The organism is Gordonia sp. VNK1 (assembly GCF_040049135.1).
Lineage (GTDB): Bacteria > Actinomycetota > Actinomycetes > Mycobacteriales > Mycobacteriaceae > Gordonia > Gordonia oleivorans.
On the sequence record NZ_JBDZDJ010000005.1, the window covers coordinates 240,635 to 257,261 of the forward strand.

General features: G+C 67.7%; 13 protein-coding genes. 7 read left to right on the top strand and 6 right to left on the bottom strand.

Annotation, left to right across the window (positions count from 1 at the left end; genetic code table 11):
- Nucleotides 1–18 precede the first annotated feature (18 nt).
- Nucleotides 19–1,272, top strand: a complete 1,254-nt coding sequence (xseA, locus tag ABLE94_RS08635; protein ID WP_348808580.1) for an exodeoxyribonuclease VII large subunit — start codon at nt 19–21, stop codon at nt 1,270–1,272.
- Nucleotides 1,269–1,577: an exodeoxyribonuclease VII small subunit gene (locus ABLE94_RS08640; protein WP_348802681.1), complete on the top strand. Its 309-nt coding sequence runs from the start codon at nt 1,269–1,271 to the stop codon at nt 1,575–1,577. The genes xseA and ABLE94_RS08640 overlap by 4 nt, the downstream gene beginning before the upstream one ends.
- Before the next feature lie 42 nt (nt 1,578–1,619).
- Here the strand turns inward: ABLE94_RS08640 and ABLE94_RS08645 are convergent, their stop codons facing one another.
- Nucleotides 1,620–3,188 (bottom strand): FMN-binding glutamate synthase family protein, encoded by a 1,569-nt coding sequence (locus tag ABLE94_RS08645; RefSeq protein ID WP_348802682.1) that lies wholly within the window; start codon nt 3,186–3,188, stop codon nt 1,620–1,622.
- A gap of 135 nt (nt 3,189–3,323) precedes the next feature.
- Nucleotides 3,324–3,905: a DUF4245 domain-containing protein gene (locus ABLE94_RS08650; RefSeq protein WP_348808581.1), complete on the bottom strand. Its 582-nt coding sequence runs from the start codon at nt 3,903–3,905 to the stop codon at nt 3,324–3,326.
- A gap of 159 nt (nt 3,906–4,064) precedes the next feature.
- On the opposite strand from ABLE94_RS08650, the gene glpX reads away from it, so the two are divergent.
- Entirely contained in the window at nt 4,065–5,060 is a 996-nt protein-coding gene (gene glpX, locus ABLE94_RS08655; RefSeq protein WP_348802684.1) for a class II fructose-bisphosphatase, read from the top strand.
- Between the two features lie 114 nt (nt 5,061–5,174).
- Nucleotides 5,175–5,828: a YoaK family protein gene (locus tag ABLE94_RS08660; RefSeq protein ID WP_348802685.1), complete on the top strand. Its 654-nt coding sequence runs from the start codon at nt 5,175–5,177 to the stop codon at nt 5,826–5,828.
- Nucleotides 5,829–5,892: 64 nt separating this feature from the next.
- Here the strand turns inward: ABLE94_RS08660 and ABLE94_RS08665 are convergent, their stop codons facing one another.
- From ABLE94_RS08665 to ABLE94_RS08675, 3 genes are read right to left on the bottom strand one after another with little or no spacing between them, the layout of a single operon-like run.
- Nucleotides 5,893–7,335 (bottom strand): wax ester/triacylglycerol synthase domain-containing protein, encoded by a 1,443-nt coding sequence (locus tag ABLE94_RS08665; protein ID WP_348802686.1) that lies wholly within the window; start codon nt 7,333–7,335, stop codon nt 5,893–5,895.
- A 1-nt stretch (nt 7,336) separates the two neighbouring features.
- Nucleotides 7,337–8,818 carry an HAD-IB family hydrolase gene (locus tag ABLE94_RS08670; RefSeq protein ID WP_348808582.1) on the bottom strand — a complete coding sequence of 494 codons (1,482 nt, stop codon included), beginning with the start codon at nt 8,816–8,818 and terminating at the stop codon, nt 7,337–7,339.
- The gene (locus ABLE94_RS08675; RefSeq protein WP_425476170.1) at nt 8,815–11,082 is read right to left on the bottom strand and encodes a glycerol-3-phosphate 1-O-acyltransferase; all 2,268 of its coding nucleotides are present in this window, start codon (nt 11,080–11,082) and stop codon (nt 8,815–8,817) included. Before ABLE94_RS08675 ends, ABLE94_RS08670 begins: the two co-directional genes overlap by 4 nt.
- A 126-nt stretch (nt 11,083–11,208) precedes the next feature.
- Here ABLE94_RS08675 and ABLE94_RS08680 point away from each other — a divergent pair, with 126 nt between their 5' ends.
- A complete protein-coding gene (locus ABLE94_RS08680) occupies nt 11,209–12,909 on the top strand; it encodes a fumarate hydratase (RefSeq protein WP_348808623.1) in 1,701 nt (566 codons plus the stop codon).
- Nucleotides 12,910–13,010: 101 nt separating this feature from the next.
- Here ABLE94_RS08680 and ABLE94_RS08685 read toward each other — a convergent pair whose 3' ends face one another.
- Nucleotides 13,011–13,970: a hypothetical protein gene (locus ABLE94_RS08685; protein ID WP_348802692.1), complete on the bottom strand. Its 960-nt coding sequence runs from the start codon at nt 13,968–13,970 to the stop codon at nt 13,011–13,013.
- Nucleotides 13,971–14,143: 173 nt separating this feature from the next.
- Here ABLE94_RS08685 and ABLE94_RS08690 point away from each other — a divergent pair, with 173 nt between their 5' ends.
- Together ABLE94_RS08690 and ABLE94_RS08695 are read left to right on the top strand one after the other, a co-directional pair.
- Nucleotides 14,144–14,887, top strand: coding sequence for a VIT1/CCC1 transporter family protein (locus ABLE94_RS08690; protein ID WP_348808583.1), 744 nt, complete (start codon nt 14,144–14,146; stop codon nt 14,885–14,887).
- 105 nt (nt 14,888–14,992) lie between these two features.
- Nucleotides 14,993–16,408 (top strand): class II fumarate hydratase, encoded by a 1,416-nt coding sequence (locus ABLE94_RS08695; protein ID WP_348802694.1) that lies wholly within the window; start codon nt 14,993–14,995, stop codon nt 16,406–16,408.
- Nucleotides 16,409–16,627 lie beyond the last annotated feature (219 nt).

The window sequence follows — 16,627 nt, forward strand, 5'->3', positions numbered from 1 at the left end:
CGTCGCACCGGGGACACCGTGACCGCCGGGGCCAACACCGCCGACAATCCCTGGCCGGTCCGCACCGTCAACACCAAGATCGCCGACTGGGTGCATCGTCTCGGCCAGATCTGGGTGGAAGGCCAGATCACCCAGATCAGCCGACGCCCGGGCACCCGCACATCCTTTCTGACACTGCGGGATCCGGCCGCCGACATCTCCATCTCGGTGACCTGCAGCCCCGATCTGCTCGCCCGCTCCGAGGTGCCGCTGACCGAGGGCGCGCACGTGGTGATGCTCGGACGCCCCAGCTACTACACCGGCCGCGGTACGATCTCGTTGCGGGTCAGCGACATTCGCCCCATCGGCATCGGGCAACTGTTGCTGCGGATCGAACGGCTGCGGCAGCTCCTGGCCGCCGAGGGCCTGTTCGACACCCGGATGAAACGCCGGCTGCCCTTCCTGCCCCGCACCATCGGCCTGATCTCCGGGCGGGCGAGCGCCGCGCAGCACGACGTGGTCACGGTCGCGTCAACCCGTTGGGCGGCAGTGCGTTTCGACGTGCGGGACGCCCCGGTCCAGGGGCCGACGGCGGTAACGCGGATCATCGCCCACCTCAACGACCTCGACGCACACCCCGACATCGACGTCATCATCATCGCCCGCGGCGGCGGCAGCGTCGAAGACCTGTTGCCGTTCTCCGACGAGACCCTGCTGCGCGCGGTGGCCGCCTGCACCACCCCGGTGGTCAGCGCCATCGGCCACGAACCCGACACGCCGCTGCTCGATCTCGTCGCCGACCTGCGCGCGGCCACCCCGACCGACGCCGCCAAACGTGTGGTCCCCGACGTCGAGGCCGAACTGGCCGGCATCACCGCGCTGCGGCGACGCAGTGCGCACGCCCTGCGCAACTGGGTGCACCGGGAGGATCGGGTGATCGCCGGCCTGCGCGCGAGACCCGTTCTCGCCGATCCGTTCTCGATGATCGACCGGCACGTCGAGGGCGTCGAGCGGGCCCGCTCCGACATCCGGCGTGATGTGCTGCGCCTCATCGACACCCAGGAGCGCCGCACCGAGGCCCTCGCCGCGCGGCTGGCCACCCTCGGGCCGGCCCAGACCCTCGCCCGCGGCTATGCCGTCGTGCAACGCACCGACGTCGATCCGCCGCAGGTCCTCGACTCCGTCGACGGCGTCGGCGCCGGGACCGCGCTGCGCATCCGCGTCGCCGACGGTTCCCTGCACGCGCACGTCGATCAGCCCGCACATCCCGATCATCAGGAGCCCGATCAGTGAGTCCGCAACGGAGCCAGAAAGATTCATCGCAGAAAGATTCAGCCCCGAAAGATCCAGCCCAGCCCACCGACGTCCCGGTCGAACAACTCGGCTACGAGCAGGCCCGCGACGAACTGGTGGAGGTGGTGACCACCCTGGAACGCGGCGGCCTCGATCTCGATGCGTCACTGGCCCTGTGGGAACGCGGTGAGGCGCTCGCCGACCGCTGCGAGGCACACCTCGCGGGTGCCCGCGACCGCATCGAGGCAGTGCTCAACGACGGCGATGACGATGGTGACGACGACGAGGACGATTTCGACGACTGACCCGCGCGCCGTCGGGACCTGACCGGGATGTACCGGCCCCGATCAGCCGACCGGCCGGAACGAATCCGGATCAGCGCGGGAGAAGTCCTCCACCCACGATTCCGGCGGATCACACAGCAGCACACCGTCGTCGAGCCACTCGTAGATCTCGGCGTAGGACCGCTGTTCAGTGGTCGAGAGCCGTTTGCGCAGCAGGTGCGGGCCGAGGCGGGCCGGATCGTCGATACCCATCGAACCCATCAGCCGCATCGCCTGCGCCACCGTCGCCTTGTGATAGCGGTAGACGCGTTCGCTCTTGTCGGCCACATCCAGCGCCCGCGCCCGCCGCGGGTCCTGGGTGGCCACTCCCACCGGGCACTGATTGGTGTGGCAGCGCTGCGACTGGATGCAGCCGACCGCCATCATCATCGCGCGTGCGGCGTTGGTGAAATCGGCGCCCTGGATGAGGCGTTTGACGATGTCGTTGCCGGAGGCCACCTTGGCGCTCGCCCCGATCCGGATCCGGTCCCGCAGACCACATCCGACCAGGGCGTTGTGCATCGTCATCAGTCCGTCGGTCAGGGGCAGACCGACGTGATCCTCGAATTCCAGCGGCGCCGCCGCGGTACCTCCCTCGGCACCGTCGATGACGATGAAATCCGGGGTGATCTGCTCCTCCACCATCGCCTTGCACATCGCCAGCACATCCACCCGGGAACCCACACACAGCTTGAACCCCACCGGTTTCCCGTCGGCCAGTTCCCGCAGCCGCCCGATGAAGGTGATGAGTTCCCGCGGGGTGGAGAACGCCGAATGCGCGGGCGGGCTCACACACTTGCGCCCCACCGGCACACCTCGATACCGCGCGATCTCCTCGGTGACCTTCGACCCGGGCAGCACGCCACCGATGCCCGGCTTCGCGCCCTGACTCAGCTTCACCAGGATCGCCTTGACCTGTTCGGTGGCGGCTTTCTCGGCGAAGGTGTCCGGATCGAAATGTCCGTCGGCGGTGCGGGTTCCGTAGTAGCCCGAGCCGATCTCCCAGATGACGTCGGCACCGGTCAGGTGATACGGCGTCAGCCCGCCCTCGCCGGTGTCGTGGGCGAAACCGCCCTTCCGGGCCCCCTCGTTCAGCGCCCGCAACGCGTTCGACGACAGCGCACCGAAACTCATCGCCGAGACATTGAGCAGCGACATGTCGTACGGGCGGGTGCAGTCGGGTCCGCCGATCCGCACCCGGAACGGCTCGGGCGGCGCCATCAGCGGTGCGGCCGAGTGGACGAGGTATTCGTAACCCTCGGCGTCGATGTCGCGTTCGGTGCCGAAGGACAATTCCGACGCGGTGCCCTTGGCCCGCTCGTAGATCAGGGAGCGGACGTCACGATCGTAGGGGCGGCCGTCGAAGTTCCGCTCGATGAAGTACTGCTGGATCTCCGGACGCAGCATCTCCAGCAGGAATCGCATGTGTCCGAGCACCGGATAGTTCCGCAGGATCGAGTGCTTGCGCTGGAGCAGGTCGTAGATGCCGAGGGCGGCGAGCGGCGTCAGGATCGCCGCCGGGATGATCCACACCCAGGAGCCGATCACGGCCCCGACGATGCAGACCACCGCGGCCACCACCAGTGCGCCCATGCTCACAATCCGCAGTCGTAACACCCCGACACCTTCTTTCCGACCACATGTCACGACGCCACGTCGGCAACGTCATCCGACATGAGATCACGACGGCCGGGAGAGTGTCTGCCCAACCGCGTGTGAGACCCGGGTTCAGCCCCGACCGGGCAGGGGTTGCTGTGCGAGAACCGCCGCGGCCATCTTCTCCATGTCGTCGGCGGAACCGGTCGACATCACCGCGATGCGCACGTTCCCCAGATCGGTGATCCAGATGTTGTTGCCGTCGTAGGTGGAATAGAGCACCCAGCGATGGCCACCGATCTCGCGGGTACCGGTACCGGAGGCGACCTCGTCGTCGTCGCCACCCCCGGCGAGATGGGTGACGAGTGTGTCCTCGGAGGCGTCGGTCTGGGTGAGCTGCACGTAGTTACCCGACGGGGTCAGCCATCCCACATTGCTCAGCACATGTCCCGAGGCGTTCTCGCGGCTTCCGGAATTGGGTTTCCAGCCGTCCGGATCGGCGGGGCGTCGCACCGGGAACGGCATCGACTGCGAATCGGCGAGCAGTGCGCCCTGCACGTCGAACGGTGCGCGCCGGTCGTCCTTGGCGGTCCCGGTCAGTCCGACCGAGCAGTTGCCGGAGACCATGGCGACGAACGCGCAGATCACCAGCAGCGGAATGATCGACCAGATCATGTCCTTGCCGCTGGTCAGATAGCGCGGTTTGGAGGCCATGAGGCCAGTATTGCAGTCGGCCTCGCGCCGACCCCAATCGTGTGATGGCAGGCACGCACACCCCGCGCGCCCAAAGGGCGACCCGCCGACGCGCGGGCGGCGTGACATGCGAGGATGGACGGTGAGCCGCAACGCCGCACGCCGAGGAGTCGAAGAGACATGAGCGCATCCACCCACCAGGCACCCGACCGCAACTTGGCGATGGAGTTGGTGCGAGTCACCGAGGCGGCCGCGCTCGCGGCCGGTCGCTGGGTGGGTCGCGGCGACAAGAAGGGCGGCGACGGTGCCGCCGTGGACGCCATGCGCGAACTGCTGTCGACGGTGTCGATGCGCGGTGTGGTCGTGATCGGTGAGGGCGAGAAGGACGAGGCCCCGATGCTGTTCAACGGCGAAGAGGTCGGCGACGGCGACGGCCCCGACTGCGACGTCGCGGTCGACCCGATCGACGGCACCACGCTGATGGCCGAGGGCCGCCCCAACTCGATCGCGGTGATCGCGGTCAGCGAACGCGGCTCCATGTACGACCCGTCGGCCGTCTTCTACATGGACAAGATCGCCGTCGGCCCGGAGGCCAAGGGCGCGATCAACATCGACGAGTCGGTGGAGTGGAACATCAACTCGGTCGCCAAGGCCAAGGGCATCGACGTCGCCGACCTGACCGTGGTCGTCCTCGACCGTCCCCGCCACGCCGATCTGATCGGCGAGATCCGTCAGGCCGGCGCCAAGATCCGCCTGATCTCCGACGGCGACGTCGCCGGGTCGATCGCCGCGGCCGGCGACTACAGCACCGTCGACATGCTGATGGGTGTCGGTGGCACCCCGGAGGGCATCATCACCGCCGTCGCGATGAAGTGCATGGGTGGCGAGATCCAGGGCAAGCTGTGGCCGCGTAACGAGGAGGAGCGCAAGAAGGCCCTCGACGCCGGCCACGACCTCGACCGGGTCCTCACCAACGACATCCTGGTCAGCGGCGAGAACTCCTTCTTCTGCGCCACCGGCGTCACCAACGGTGACATGCTGCGCGGTGTCACCTACCGACCGGGCGGCGCCACCACCCGCTCGCTGGTGATGCGCTCGAAGTCCGGCACCATCCGCCGCATCGAGGCCGTGCACAAGACCGCGAAGCTGCGTGAGTACGCCCGCCTCGACATCTAGTCGTCCGATCTCCTGACCTCGCCCGGTCCCCCACGAGGGGACCGGGCGAATGTCGTATGGACACACGCGCATTCACCGATTCTCCGACCTATCTCGGCTGATACCCTCACACCCGTGTCGGACACAGCCGCAGCCACGCCGGGGCGGGCGCCGTCCGAACGCGCGCTGGCACTGACATTGCTGGCCGCGGCCGGGTACCTCGACGCGGTCGCATTCCTGGCTCTCAGCGGAATCTTCGTCGCCTTCATGTCGGGGAACACCACCATCCTCGGACAGTCCATCGCCTACGGTCACTGGCACACCCTGGCCATCTGCGCGGCCCTGATCATCGGTTTCTTCGCCGGCAACATCCTCGGCAACGTCATCACCCGATGGGGCGGGCCACGCGCTCACCACATCCAGTCCTCGGCGACGATCGCCTGGGTGGCGCTCGGGGCACTGCTCACCGTCGTGGTGTCACCGGAGATCGGCCTGCCCGTGGTCGCGATCGGCAGCGGCCTGATCAACACGGCCCTGTCGCGATCCACCGATGTGCATGTGGGGCTGACCTACGTCACCGGGACCCTGGTCAAGGCCGCGCACCAGTTGGTGTACGGCATCAGGACCGACGACGCCTGGCAGTGGACCACCACCGTGGCGACCTGGCTCGTCTTCGCCTGCGGTGCGATGGCCGGCGGCTTCGGCTACCGCTGGATCGGGGTGTCGTCGATCTGGATCGCGGTGGTGGCGTTGGTGATCGCCGCGTTCCTGCCGCACCGCAGCGACTGACCACCCGGCCACCGACCATGCGCCGGCCGACCACCCGGCGACCGGCCCCGCCTCGACATCCCCCTCAGACGACCCGACGCATCACGCCCGGGGTGGCATCGGCACCGTCGGGGCCCTCGGCCACCAGGCCCAGCACCTCGTCGAAACCGGCGACGACGGATTCGGCGAACAGTTCCGGATCGGTGACCGCCGCGGCGTCGAAGTTCAGTCCCAGACACGCGATCTGATTGTGGGTGATCAACGTGGCCATCACCGCACACCCCGGCAGCGGCCCGAACGGGAAGAGCCGCTCCACCTTTGCGCCGGCGACGTAGGTGTCCCACGGGATTCCGGGGACGTTGCTGGCCTGCAGGTCGTTCTGGCTCGTCGCGCCGCTGAACTGTCCGAGGAGCCGGCCGGGCATCCAGGCGAGCACCGACCCCAGGGTGTTGAAGATGTCGACGGCGGGTTCGTTCTTGGCGGCCCGCACCTGTTCGCGGATGGTCAGGACCCGTTCGAAGGGATCGGCGATGTCCATCGGGCCGGCCATCCGCCCGACGGCGATGCGGTTGCCGCCCTCGGGATCCTCGGGTCGCCGCACCGAGATCGGGATGGCCACCGGTATCGGGGCGAGTGCGGCACCGCTCTTCTCGTGATAGATCCGGAATCCGCCGATGAGCCCGCCGAGGTAGATGTCGTTGATCGAGGCCCGCACCGCGCGCGCCGCGGCCTGCATGTCCGGAAACGGCACCTCGAACGCGGCGAACCGCCACGACACGCTGCGCGCCGATAGCAGCGGCGATCCCGGCGGCGACACCATCCCGGCCACCCGCGGTACCGAACGCCCATACCGCAGAACCGAACTGAGCGCATGGGCCGGGTCCCGCAGGGCGGCCACACCGCGCAGCGCCAGCGAGGCACGATGCGGTATCCGGGCCACCTCCTCGCCGATCTGTCGCCGGAGCACATCGAGCGCCGAGATGGATGTCGGCATCGGGGCGGGCGGCTGCGGCTTACCCGGGATCGGGTCACGTGACGTCGAATGCAGTTGCGCGAGAACCAGGATGGCGCCGAGGCCGTCGGTGAGCGCGTGGTGCGCCTTGAGGAAGTAGGCGCACTTGCCGCCGGCGAGTCCCTCGATCAGGTAGCCCTCCCACGGCGGCCGTGCCGGATCGAGCGCCGTCATCGCGAGTTGTTCACAGGTGGACAGCAATTCGCGCATCGAACCGTCGCCGACGAGTGCGATCCGGCGCACGTGATAGTGCAGGTCGAATTCCGCGTCGACCGCCCAACTCGGTGTTCCGGTGGCCAACGGCGACTCGATGACGCGTTGCCGGAATCGGGGCGCCATCCGGCTTCCCCAGTCGTGCGCCGCGAGCAACCGGTCCCAATCCGGTACGCGGTCATAGATTTCCAGCATGGAGATGGTGCCCCGCAGTTTGCGGTCGGCATCGCCGCGCCACATCAAGGCGTCGACCGGGCTCATATGCGGTTCGGTCCCCCACGACAGGGGTGCGTCCTCACTCATCTCACGCCTCCATCGTGCGGGTCATCCGGCCGTCCTCGAACGATTCGACGGGCCACTGGGCCAGCGTGGACACGAACATCTGACGCACCTCCTCGGCATGTTCGCCGACGGCCTCGGTGGTCCAGGTCGAGGTGTCCACCGGCGGCAGCACCTTCACCTCGACGGTGCCCGGCGAGATGAGTTGCGCTCCGCGCCACATCAATTCGCCGACGTTGCGCAGCACGATGGGCACCACCGGCACACCCGCCTGCATGGCGATGTGGAAGGGCCCCTTCTTGAACGGCCCGATCCGCGGGGTCGCCGAGCGCGTGCCCTCCGGCGCCACCACCAGCGACGCACCGCCGTCGCGCAGTTTGCGCACGGCGGGTTCGAGTTGGTCGATGGCGCGTCCGGCATCGGCACGGTCGATGAACACCAGTCCCGCCGAGTCGAGGATCTGCCCGAAGACCGGCAGGTCCCCCACCTCCTTCTTCGCCACCCCGGTGGCGTCACGCCGCACCAGGTGGACGATGACGGCCAGGTCGAGCTTCGACTGATGGTTGAAGACGAACACGCACGGCCGCGACGAGGTGAGGTACTGACCACCGTCGAGGACGCTGACGTCGATACCGGCAAGGGCCAGTCCGACGTCGGTGCCCATCGCCACCGCGGCCTGCATGGCCGTCTCCGATCCGACGCCGGGTACCAGTCCGGCAACGAAACCCGCTGCGGCAGAGGCGAGGAACGAGCCGTAGCAGGCGCCGGTCCGCGCCGCCATCGCCCATCGGTTGTGTGACGGGTTGCGCAGGTCGAGGATCGGCCAGCCACGGGCGCTCGCCTCGGCACGCAGGGTGCGGCGCGGCGACACCGCGGCCGGATGTCCCACGCTCTCCAGGTAGGGGATGTCCTCGTTGCCGTCGCTGTAGGCGAACGAGGCGTCGAGGTTTATGTCGTGTTCCCGCGCGAGGGTGCGTACCGCGGCGGCCTTGCCCGGTCCCCACAGCGGTCGGCCGATCACCGCTCCGGTGACGATGCCGTCGACCACCTCGACGTCGGTGGCCAGGGCGTGATCGGCGCCGATCTCACGCGCGATCGGTTCGATCTGGAACCGGGTGGCCGACGACGCGATCACGATGCGATGCCCGCGTTCCCGATGCGCCCGCAGGATCTGCCACATCTGCGGCCGGAGTTTGGCGGCGGTGTCCTGCCGGAAGAGCCGCTCCCCCATGGCCAGCACCTCGGTGTACGGTTTGCCGGCGAAGGTCGGTTTGGTGGCCTCGAGCACCTCGGCGTAATCCTGTTCGGATTCCACTCCGCGCAGTCCGATGAGGGCGAAGTCGGCGACCTCACCGAGCCCGAATTCAAGACTGCGGAGACGTTCCCCGAAGATCGCGGTGGCCGAGAATCCCTCGATCAGGGTGCCGTCGTAGTCGAAGAAGGCACCGATGTGTTTGCCACGTGGCGACGACCGGATCGCCTCGAGCCGTCGGGTGAACGCACTCACGACAGCGCCTCCTCCTGGGCGACCTCGATGGCCGCGATACGCGCGAGACGATCACGCATCTGCTCGACCTCGGCCAGCCACGCGGTCCGTGCGCTCACCACGTCGACGTCGTCGCCACCGGAGATCAGCCGCCGGTTCTCCGCCAGCCGGTAGGCCGCGTCGTACAGTTCGGTCGACACCGAATCCTGGCTGCGCACAACACCCTGCAGCGCCAGTTGACGTCCCAGCCCGAGTCCGTCGGCGATCACCTGCTCCTTGCCGAGGGCGGCCGCACCACCGGAGACCAGCAGCTGCGCCACCACCAACTGGGCGTCGAAGAACGGTTGCAGGGTCCGCCGCGCGAACAATGCTCCCGACGTGGACAGCAGCGTGTTGTGGAACCACTCCGCCGACGGGGTGACGGTGCGCCATTCCGGTGCGATCAGGTCGACCTCGCCGCCGAGCCTGTGCAGGAACTCGGTCTTGGTGGGGAAGAAGAACTCGAACTTCAGCAGGTCCCGGATCCGCAGTGCCTCCTCCTGCGCGGCGGCGAGCATCGTCTCGTGCTCATGGTCATGCCCGAGGTCGCCGTCGAGCGCCGCCAGCAACGCCACCTCGACGATCGCGCGATCCACGAAGTGATGCAGCGCCCCGTTGCGGTAGTAGGCCGCGATCGCGTGGCTGTTCGGGGCGATCGACCACACCGTGTCGGGGCCGCCGGTGAAGCGTTGGAGGACCTTGGCGGTTTCCAGTTCCCGCAGGGTCGTCTGCAGACCGAGCCCGCGGCACAGCGACGGGTCGGGGCCGGGCAGTCCGCGGGCGTCGATGTAGTCGAGCAGGGGCGCGAGGATCGTCTCGATCTCGGCGACGGTGTAGGCGCGATCGCCGGCACCGAGCAACGCGAACCCTGCGAGCGACGTCGCCGAGATCGGGGTGGCCGCGTTGATCTCGTCCATCACCGTGAACGCGACCTTCTCCAGCCCGGCCGGGTCGTCGGCGACCTTGTCGATCGCCTCCCGCAACGAGAACGGTTCGCCGAAACGCACCCGCGCCTCACCCATGTAGGTGCGTTGCGCCTTGGCGTACTTCAGCAGCCAGGTGACGCTCTCGGGCTTCTTGGTCCCGCCGGCCGATTCGCGGGCGATCGCCCCGATCTCGTGGAGCTGGTCGTAGACGATCGACGTCGGGACCACCATCATGTCGGCGTTCTCGAGGTTGGCGAGGGCGTCGACCACATAGGACAGCAGGCCGAGCTTCGGTGGGCGCAGCTTGCCGGTGCGGCTGCGGCCGCCCTCGATGTACCACTCGAGGTTGAAGCGTTTCTCCACGATGAACGACAGATAGGAGCGCATCGCGAACTTGTACACCGGGTCGCCACCGAAGCGGCGGCGGATGAAGATCACCCCCGCGCGCCGCGCGATCGGGGCCAGCGGCCACAGCGCCAGATTGTTGCCCCCCAGCACCAGATTCGGTGGGAAGTCATGGGAGCGAAGGATTTCCGAGAGCACCAGGGTGTCGACGTAGGAGCGATGCGACGGCAGGAAGATCAACCCGTGGGTCTTGTTGAGGGTCCGTAGCTTCCCCAGGGTGTCGAGGTCGGCCGACACCGTCCAGGTGCGCTCGTAGAGGGCGCGGAACGTCGAGGAGAAGACGTCGTCCATCAATCGTGACTGGGTCGCCACGAAGGTCGACATCTTGTCGGTGGCCTCGGCCACCACCGCGGCCGCCGGACGCCCGAGTTCGGCCGCCAGTTTCGCCGCGTTGGTGCGGAACCGCGCCGACGACCCGATCTGTTCGGCGACCAGCCGGGGCACCTTGTAGCGGTCACCCACCAGCTGCCGTTCGGCGCGTTCGGCCGACAGAGACGCTTGCAGCGCAACGTAACTCGCGAACGATTCCCCTTCGGCCGACGCCGACGCGTGCCGGGTGCGCAGATCGTCGACGGTGGCCGCCTCACCGGCCACCACCCGCAGCCGGTCCGGTGCCCGGTTGCGGATGGCCGACTGCCGGAAGGCCATCGGACGCCGAGGATTCGACAGTGCGAGGACATCGGCCATCGACACCCGCCGCTCACCGCGACGTACCGGCGGGAGCCACACGGCCCGTGCGGGTATCAACGAGGTGTCGGGATCGAGGCCGTCCGGGTCGACCTCGCCGAGGGTGCGCAGCGTCGCCTCGGGGTGGGTGGCCGCAGCCCACTCGGCCACCGCCTCCCGCTCACACGACGTTCGAACCTCCGCCAACACGATTGCCGGCACCTGACCACCCGCCTTCCTCCCCGCCATCACTGATGATGAGGCCACAATAGCCATCGCATGTGATCTGTGGCACACACATCCCCGCCTCCGCCGTTCGGAACGGGGCCGGCGGGCGCCCATTGCGACGCTGACCGGCCACGATAGAATCCGATGGTGAGCAAACCAGCCCTTGCTCCGGAGTTCCGCTATGCCGATTTGCTGCCCTCCGGCGCCGACGAGACCCCCTATCGCCTGATCACCACCGAGGGGGTGTCCACCGTCGACGTCGACGGTCACCGCTTCCTCAAGGTCGCCCCCGAGGCATTGCAGAGGCTGACCGCCGAGGCGATGCACGACATCAGCCACTACCTGCGTCCCGCGCACCTCGCCCAGTTGCGCAAGATCATCGACGACCCGGAGGCGTCGGGCAACGACCGCTTCGTCGCGCTCGACCTGCTCAAGAACGTCAACATCTCCGCCGGCGGCGTGCTGCCGATGTGCCAGGACACCGGCACCGCGATCGTGATGGGCAAGAAATCCGAGGGCGTGCTGACCGGAGCCGATGACGCGCAATGGATTTCGCGCGGGGTGTATGACGCCTACACCAAACTCAACCTGCGCTACTCCCAGCTGGCCCCGCTGACCACCTACGAGGAGCGCAACACCGGCACCAACCTGCCCGCACAGGTGGAGATCTATGCCACCGAGCAGGGACCGAAGGGCCCGGAGTACAAGTTCCTGTTCATGGCCAAGGGCGGCGGCTCGGCCAACAAGTCCTTCCTGTTCCAGGAGACCAAGGCCATCCTGAATCCCAAGCGCCTCTTGGAGTTTCTCGACGAGAAGATCCGTTCGCTGGGAACCGCGGCCTGCCCGCCGTATCACCTCGCCGTCGTCATCGGCGGCACCTCGGCCGAATTCGCGCTCAAGACCGCGAAGTACGCCTCCGCGCACTACCTCGACACCCTGCCCACCTCGGGTTCGATGTCGGCGCACGGCTTCCGCGACCTCGAACTCGAGGAGGAGGTGTTCAAGCTGACCCAATCCTTCGGTATCGGAGCACAATTCGGCGGCAAGTACTTCTGCCACGACGTCCGCGTCGTCCGCCTGCCGCGGCACGGCGCGTCGTGCCCCGTCGCGATCGCGGTCTCCTGCTCGGCCGACCGTCAGGCGCTCGGCAAGATCACCGCCGACGGCGTCTTCCTCGAGCAACTCGAAACCGACCCGGCCCACTACATGCCCGACGCCGGCGTGGCCGAGGACATCGAGGGCGGTCAGGTCGTCGCGATCGACCTGAACCGGCCGATGCCGGAGATCCTCGCCGAACTGTCGAAGTACCCGGTCAAGACGCGGCTCTCGCTGACCGGACCGCTCGTCGTCGCCCGCGACATCGCACACGCCAAGATCTCCGAACGTCTCGACGCCGGCGAACCGATGCCGGAGTACCTGCGCAATCACCCGGTCTACTACGCGGGTCCGGCCAAGACGCCGGAGGGCATGGCATCGGGCTCCTTCGGTCCGACCACCGCGGGCCGGATGGATTCCTACGTCGAACAGTTCCAGGCAGCCGGCGGCTCGATGGTGATGCTGGCCAAGGGCAACCGCTCCAAGCAGGTCACCAACGCGTGCGCCACCCACGGCGGTTTCTACCTGGGCTCGATCGGCGGGCCCGCGGCACGCCTGGCCCTGGACTGCATCAAGAGCCAGGAGGTCATCGAATACCCCGAGTTGGGGATGGAGGCCGTCTGGAAGATCGAGGTCGAGGACTTCCCCGCCTTCATCGTCGTCGACGACAAGGGCAACGACTTCTTCACCGATCCCGGTGGCGCCGTGACGGTTCCGCTGGGTGGGGTGCGGATTCGTTCGCGGGAACACTGAGCCCCGAGACAGCCAGCCCCGAGACAGCCAGCCCCGAGACAGCCAGCCCCGAGACAGCCAGAGCACAGTGCCGTAGATCGGTGCCAGTATGTGACACCGATCTACGGCACAGGTGGACACTCCGCACAGCGGACGACTGGTCCCCGCCAGCCGCGGGCATGCAGAGCGCGAGCGAGCTTCACCGCCGTGGCACATGGCCTTCCGAAAACCTGTCCCCACCCCAGACGCAGTGTCAACCGGCTCGCTGCCACCGCGGCATCGAGGTCCCGCTCGAGGTCACGGTCACGCGCCACCGGGCCGTCATGACCGAGCCGACCGTCGAGTTCGACGACGAGCCCCCAGTCCTCGTAGTCGACGTCGCGAAAGCCGTGCCGCCCTGCGGTTGTCGGAGCCTGCCGCTCCGGTGTGGGTAGGCCGTGTGCTCGTTCGATCCTCGTCAGGTAGCCATGCTCGAGAACCGAACACGTACCGTCACGAACATCGCGGAGGACGCCGGCGACGAACTCCCGCTTCGCCATGCGCGGCCTGCTCTCCAGCGCCGCGAGCAGTCGGTCCGCGGTTGTCCTGCGCGCACCCACCACATCGGCCAGGCAGGCGATGACGGCGGTGGTCGACGTGGCCTCGGCGACGACGTCGAGCACCGCCTCGTCGAGGCGGACGCGCGGTGGATGCGCATGCCACAACACCCTGTCATCGAGTCGTGAGCCGTAGTGGACGACGACGCCCGCGCGTCGGGTCACCCGACGGTGGCGGTCGACCAGGATGTGCACCGGCCCGCCGGCATTCGGCTCACCGTCGGAGATCGCGGACAGGTGACTCAATGCCGCCGGAAATGCGTCGAGCACGACGCTCCACGCCCGCTGCGTCCCGGTGATCGGCCCGGTGTGGTTGACGTAGACGCCCGGGTACACCGTCACCCACTCCCGGCGTCGTAGCTTTCGACGGAGAAACGCGGCGGAGAATCCGCACTCGACGACCTGCCTACGAGCAATGACACCGTCCTGCGCGACGAGCAGTTGGTCGAGACGAGTCGCATCGGGCTGGGTCACACGTGAGGTCACCGTCATGGACGCTCATTGTGGCCGTGTGAGACGAGGGTCGGCCCGCGCGTCGGCGTCCCTGTGGACAACGGCGCACCCCACCCTCGATCAGTGCCGTATGTAGGTGCCACCCCGTGACACCTGCGTACGGCACTGGGCTCTCGGCCACCCGATCGCCGCGGCGCACGAGTAGCGTGAAGCGACGTCGTCCCATCCGAGGAAAGAAGCCTGAACTGAGTCGGTCGTCGTTCCTCACACGCGTCACCTCCCGGTGGGGCAGCATCGACGCCGACGCCGTGCGAACCCGGCTGGTCGACGTCAACGACGGCGTGATCGCGGTCGCCGGTATGGGACTCGGTCTGGCCGGCGCCGACGTCGCATCCCACACCACGTACGGGATCATCATCCTCAACACGGTGGTGGGAGCGCTCGCGGTCTTCGGCGTTCGCCTCGGCGAGGAGTTCGCCGGACTCGAAGCCGAGCAGGCCACGATCGCTCACGAGCAGCGACTGCTGGAACTCAGTCCCGACGAGGAACTCGCCGAGATGATCGAATGGTTCGAACACAAAGGCGTCAGCCCGGAGACATCGCGGACGGTGGCGGAAGAACTCTCCGCGGCCGACTCGTTGTCGACCCAGTTGGAGATCGAATACGGCATCCGCGAGCGGACGACGCCACGTCAGGCGTGGCAGGAATCGGTGATGGCGGGAGTCGGCTTCGCCCTGGGTGCGCTGATCCCGGCGTTCTTCGCCATCGTCACGCCGTGGCGCTGGCACGTCGGCTCGGTGATTCTGGCGATGATGGCATCCCTCGTCGTGACATCGGTGCTCCTTGCCCGATTGGGACATTCGGCGATCTGGCCCACGATTCTGCGATCGGTCATCGTGGGCGTCTCGGCATTGGGGATCTCCTATCTGCTCGGCGATCTACTGTTGTGACCAACAACCCGTTGTGACGAGCGGGTGGAGTTGGTTCTGCAGACGCTGAGTACGGTGGACCAAGGACACCCTTATCTCCCCGACGAAGCCGGAGGCATTGCAACCATGGCCGAGCAGCACCCCGCCGAACAGCAGTACCGCATCGAGCACGACACGATGGGCGAGGTCAAGGTGCCCGTCGACGCGCTGTGGCGGGCGCAGACCCAACGCGCGGTGGAGAACTTCCCGATCAGTCACCGGCCGCTCGAACGCACCCAGATCCGGGCGATGGGCTTGCTGAAGGCGGCATGCGCGCAGGTCAACAAGGATCTGGGGTTGCTCGACGCCACCAAGGCCGACGCGATCATCGCCGCGGCCAAGGAGATCGCCGACGGCAAGCATGACGACCAGTTCCCGATCGACGTGTTCCAGACCGGTTCGGGTACCAGCTCCAACATGAACACCAACGAGGTGATCGCCTCGATCGCGAAGGCCGCCGGCGTCGAAGTCCATCCCAACGACCACGTCAACATGTCTCAGTCGTCCAACGACACCTTCCCCACCGCCACCCATGTGGCCGCCACCGAGGCGGTGGTCAGCGACCTGATTCCGGCGCTGGATCATCTGCGGCTCGCCCTGTTGGCGAAGTCGGAGGAGTGGCGCGAGGTGGTCAAGAGTGGCCGCACCCACCTGATGGATGCGGTGCCGGTGACCCTCGGCCAGGAATTCGGCGGGTACGCACGACAGGTCGAGGCCGGCATGGAGCGTCTCACCGCGACCCTGCCGCGCGTCGGTGAACTGCCGATCGGCGGGACCGCCGTGGGTACCGGCCTCAATGCGCCCGCCGGATTCGGCACCAAGGTCGTCGCCGAACTCCGCAATCTCACCGACGTCGACGCCCTCGCGCTGGCGAAGGACAACTTCGAGGCGCAGGCCGCGCGTGACGGCCTCGTCGAGTTGTCCGGTCAGCTCAAGACGGTGGCGGTGTCGTTGACCAAGATCGCCAACGATGTCCGCTGGATGGGCTCCGGTCCGCTGACCGGCCTCGGCGAGATCCATCTGCCGGACCTGCAGCCCGGCAGCTCGATCATGCCCGGCAAGGTGAATCCGGTTCTGCCCGAGGCGGTGACGCAGGTCGCGGCACAGGTCATCGGCAACGACGCCGCGGTCACCTGGGGCGGCGGCAACGGCGCCTTCGAACTCAACGTCTACATCCCGATGATGGCCCGCAACGTGCTCGAGTCACTGAAGCTGCTCGCCAACGTCTCCCGGATCTTCGCCGATCGGTGCATCAGCGGACTCACCGCAAACACCGAGCATCTCAAAACCCTGGCCGAGAGTTCGCCGTCGATCGTGACACCACTGAACAGCGCGATCGGCTATGAGGAAGCGGCCGCGGTCGCCAAGCAGGCCCTCAAGGAGCACAAGACGATTCGGCAGACGGTCATCGATCGCGGACTGATCGGTGAGAATCTCAGCGAGGCCGAACTCGACAAGCGCCTCGACGTGCTCAAGATGGCCAATCTGGATCGGGAGCGCTGACCCGACCCCGAGCCCGACGAGGCGTGGGGGCGCCCGGATGGGGCGCCCCCCGGTCCTCGGCCCGGCTCGAACGGGCTACCACCCTCACCAACTGCGGGCGCCGTCATCCGGTGGCCACGGCGCCTTGGGCGAGGCCGAAACGAGAGTAGCGGACCGGCCGCGCGCGGTTTCGAGCGGTTTTCGTGGCGGTGCTCCTCATCGGGGGCATCGCTCATCGGG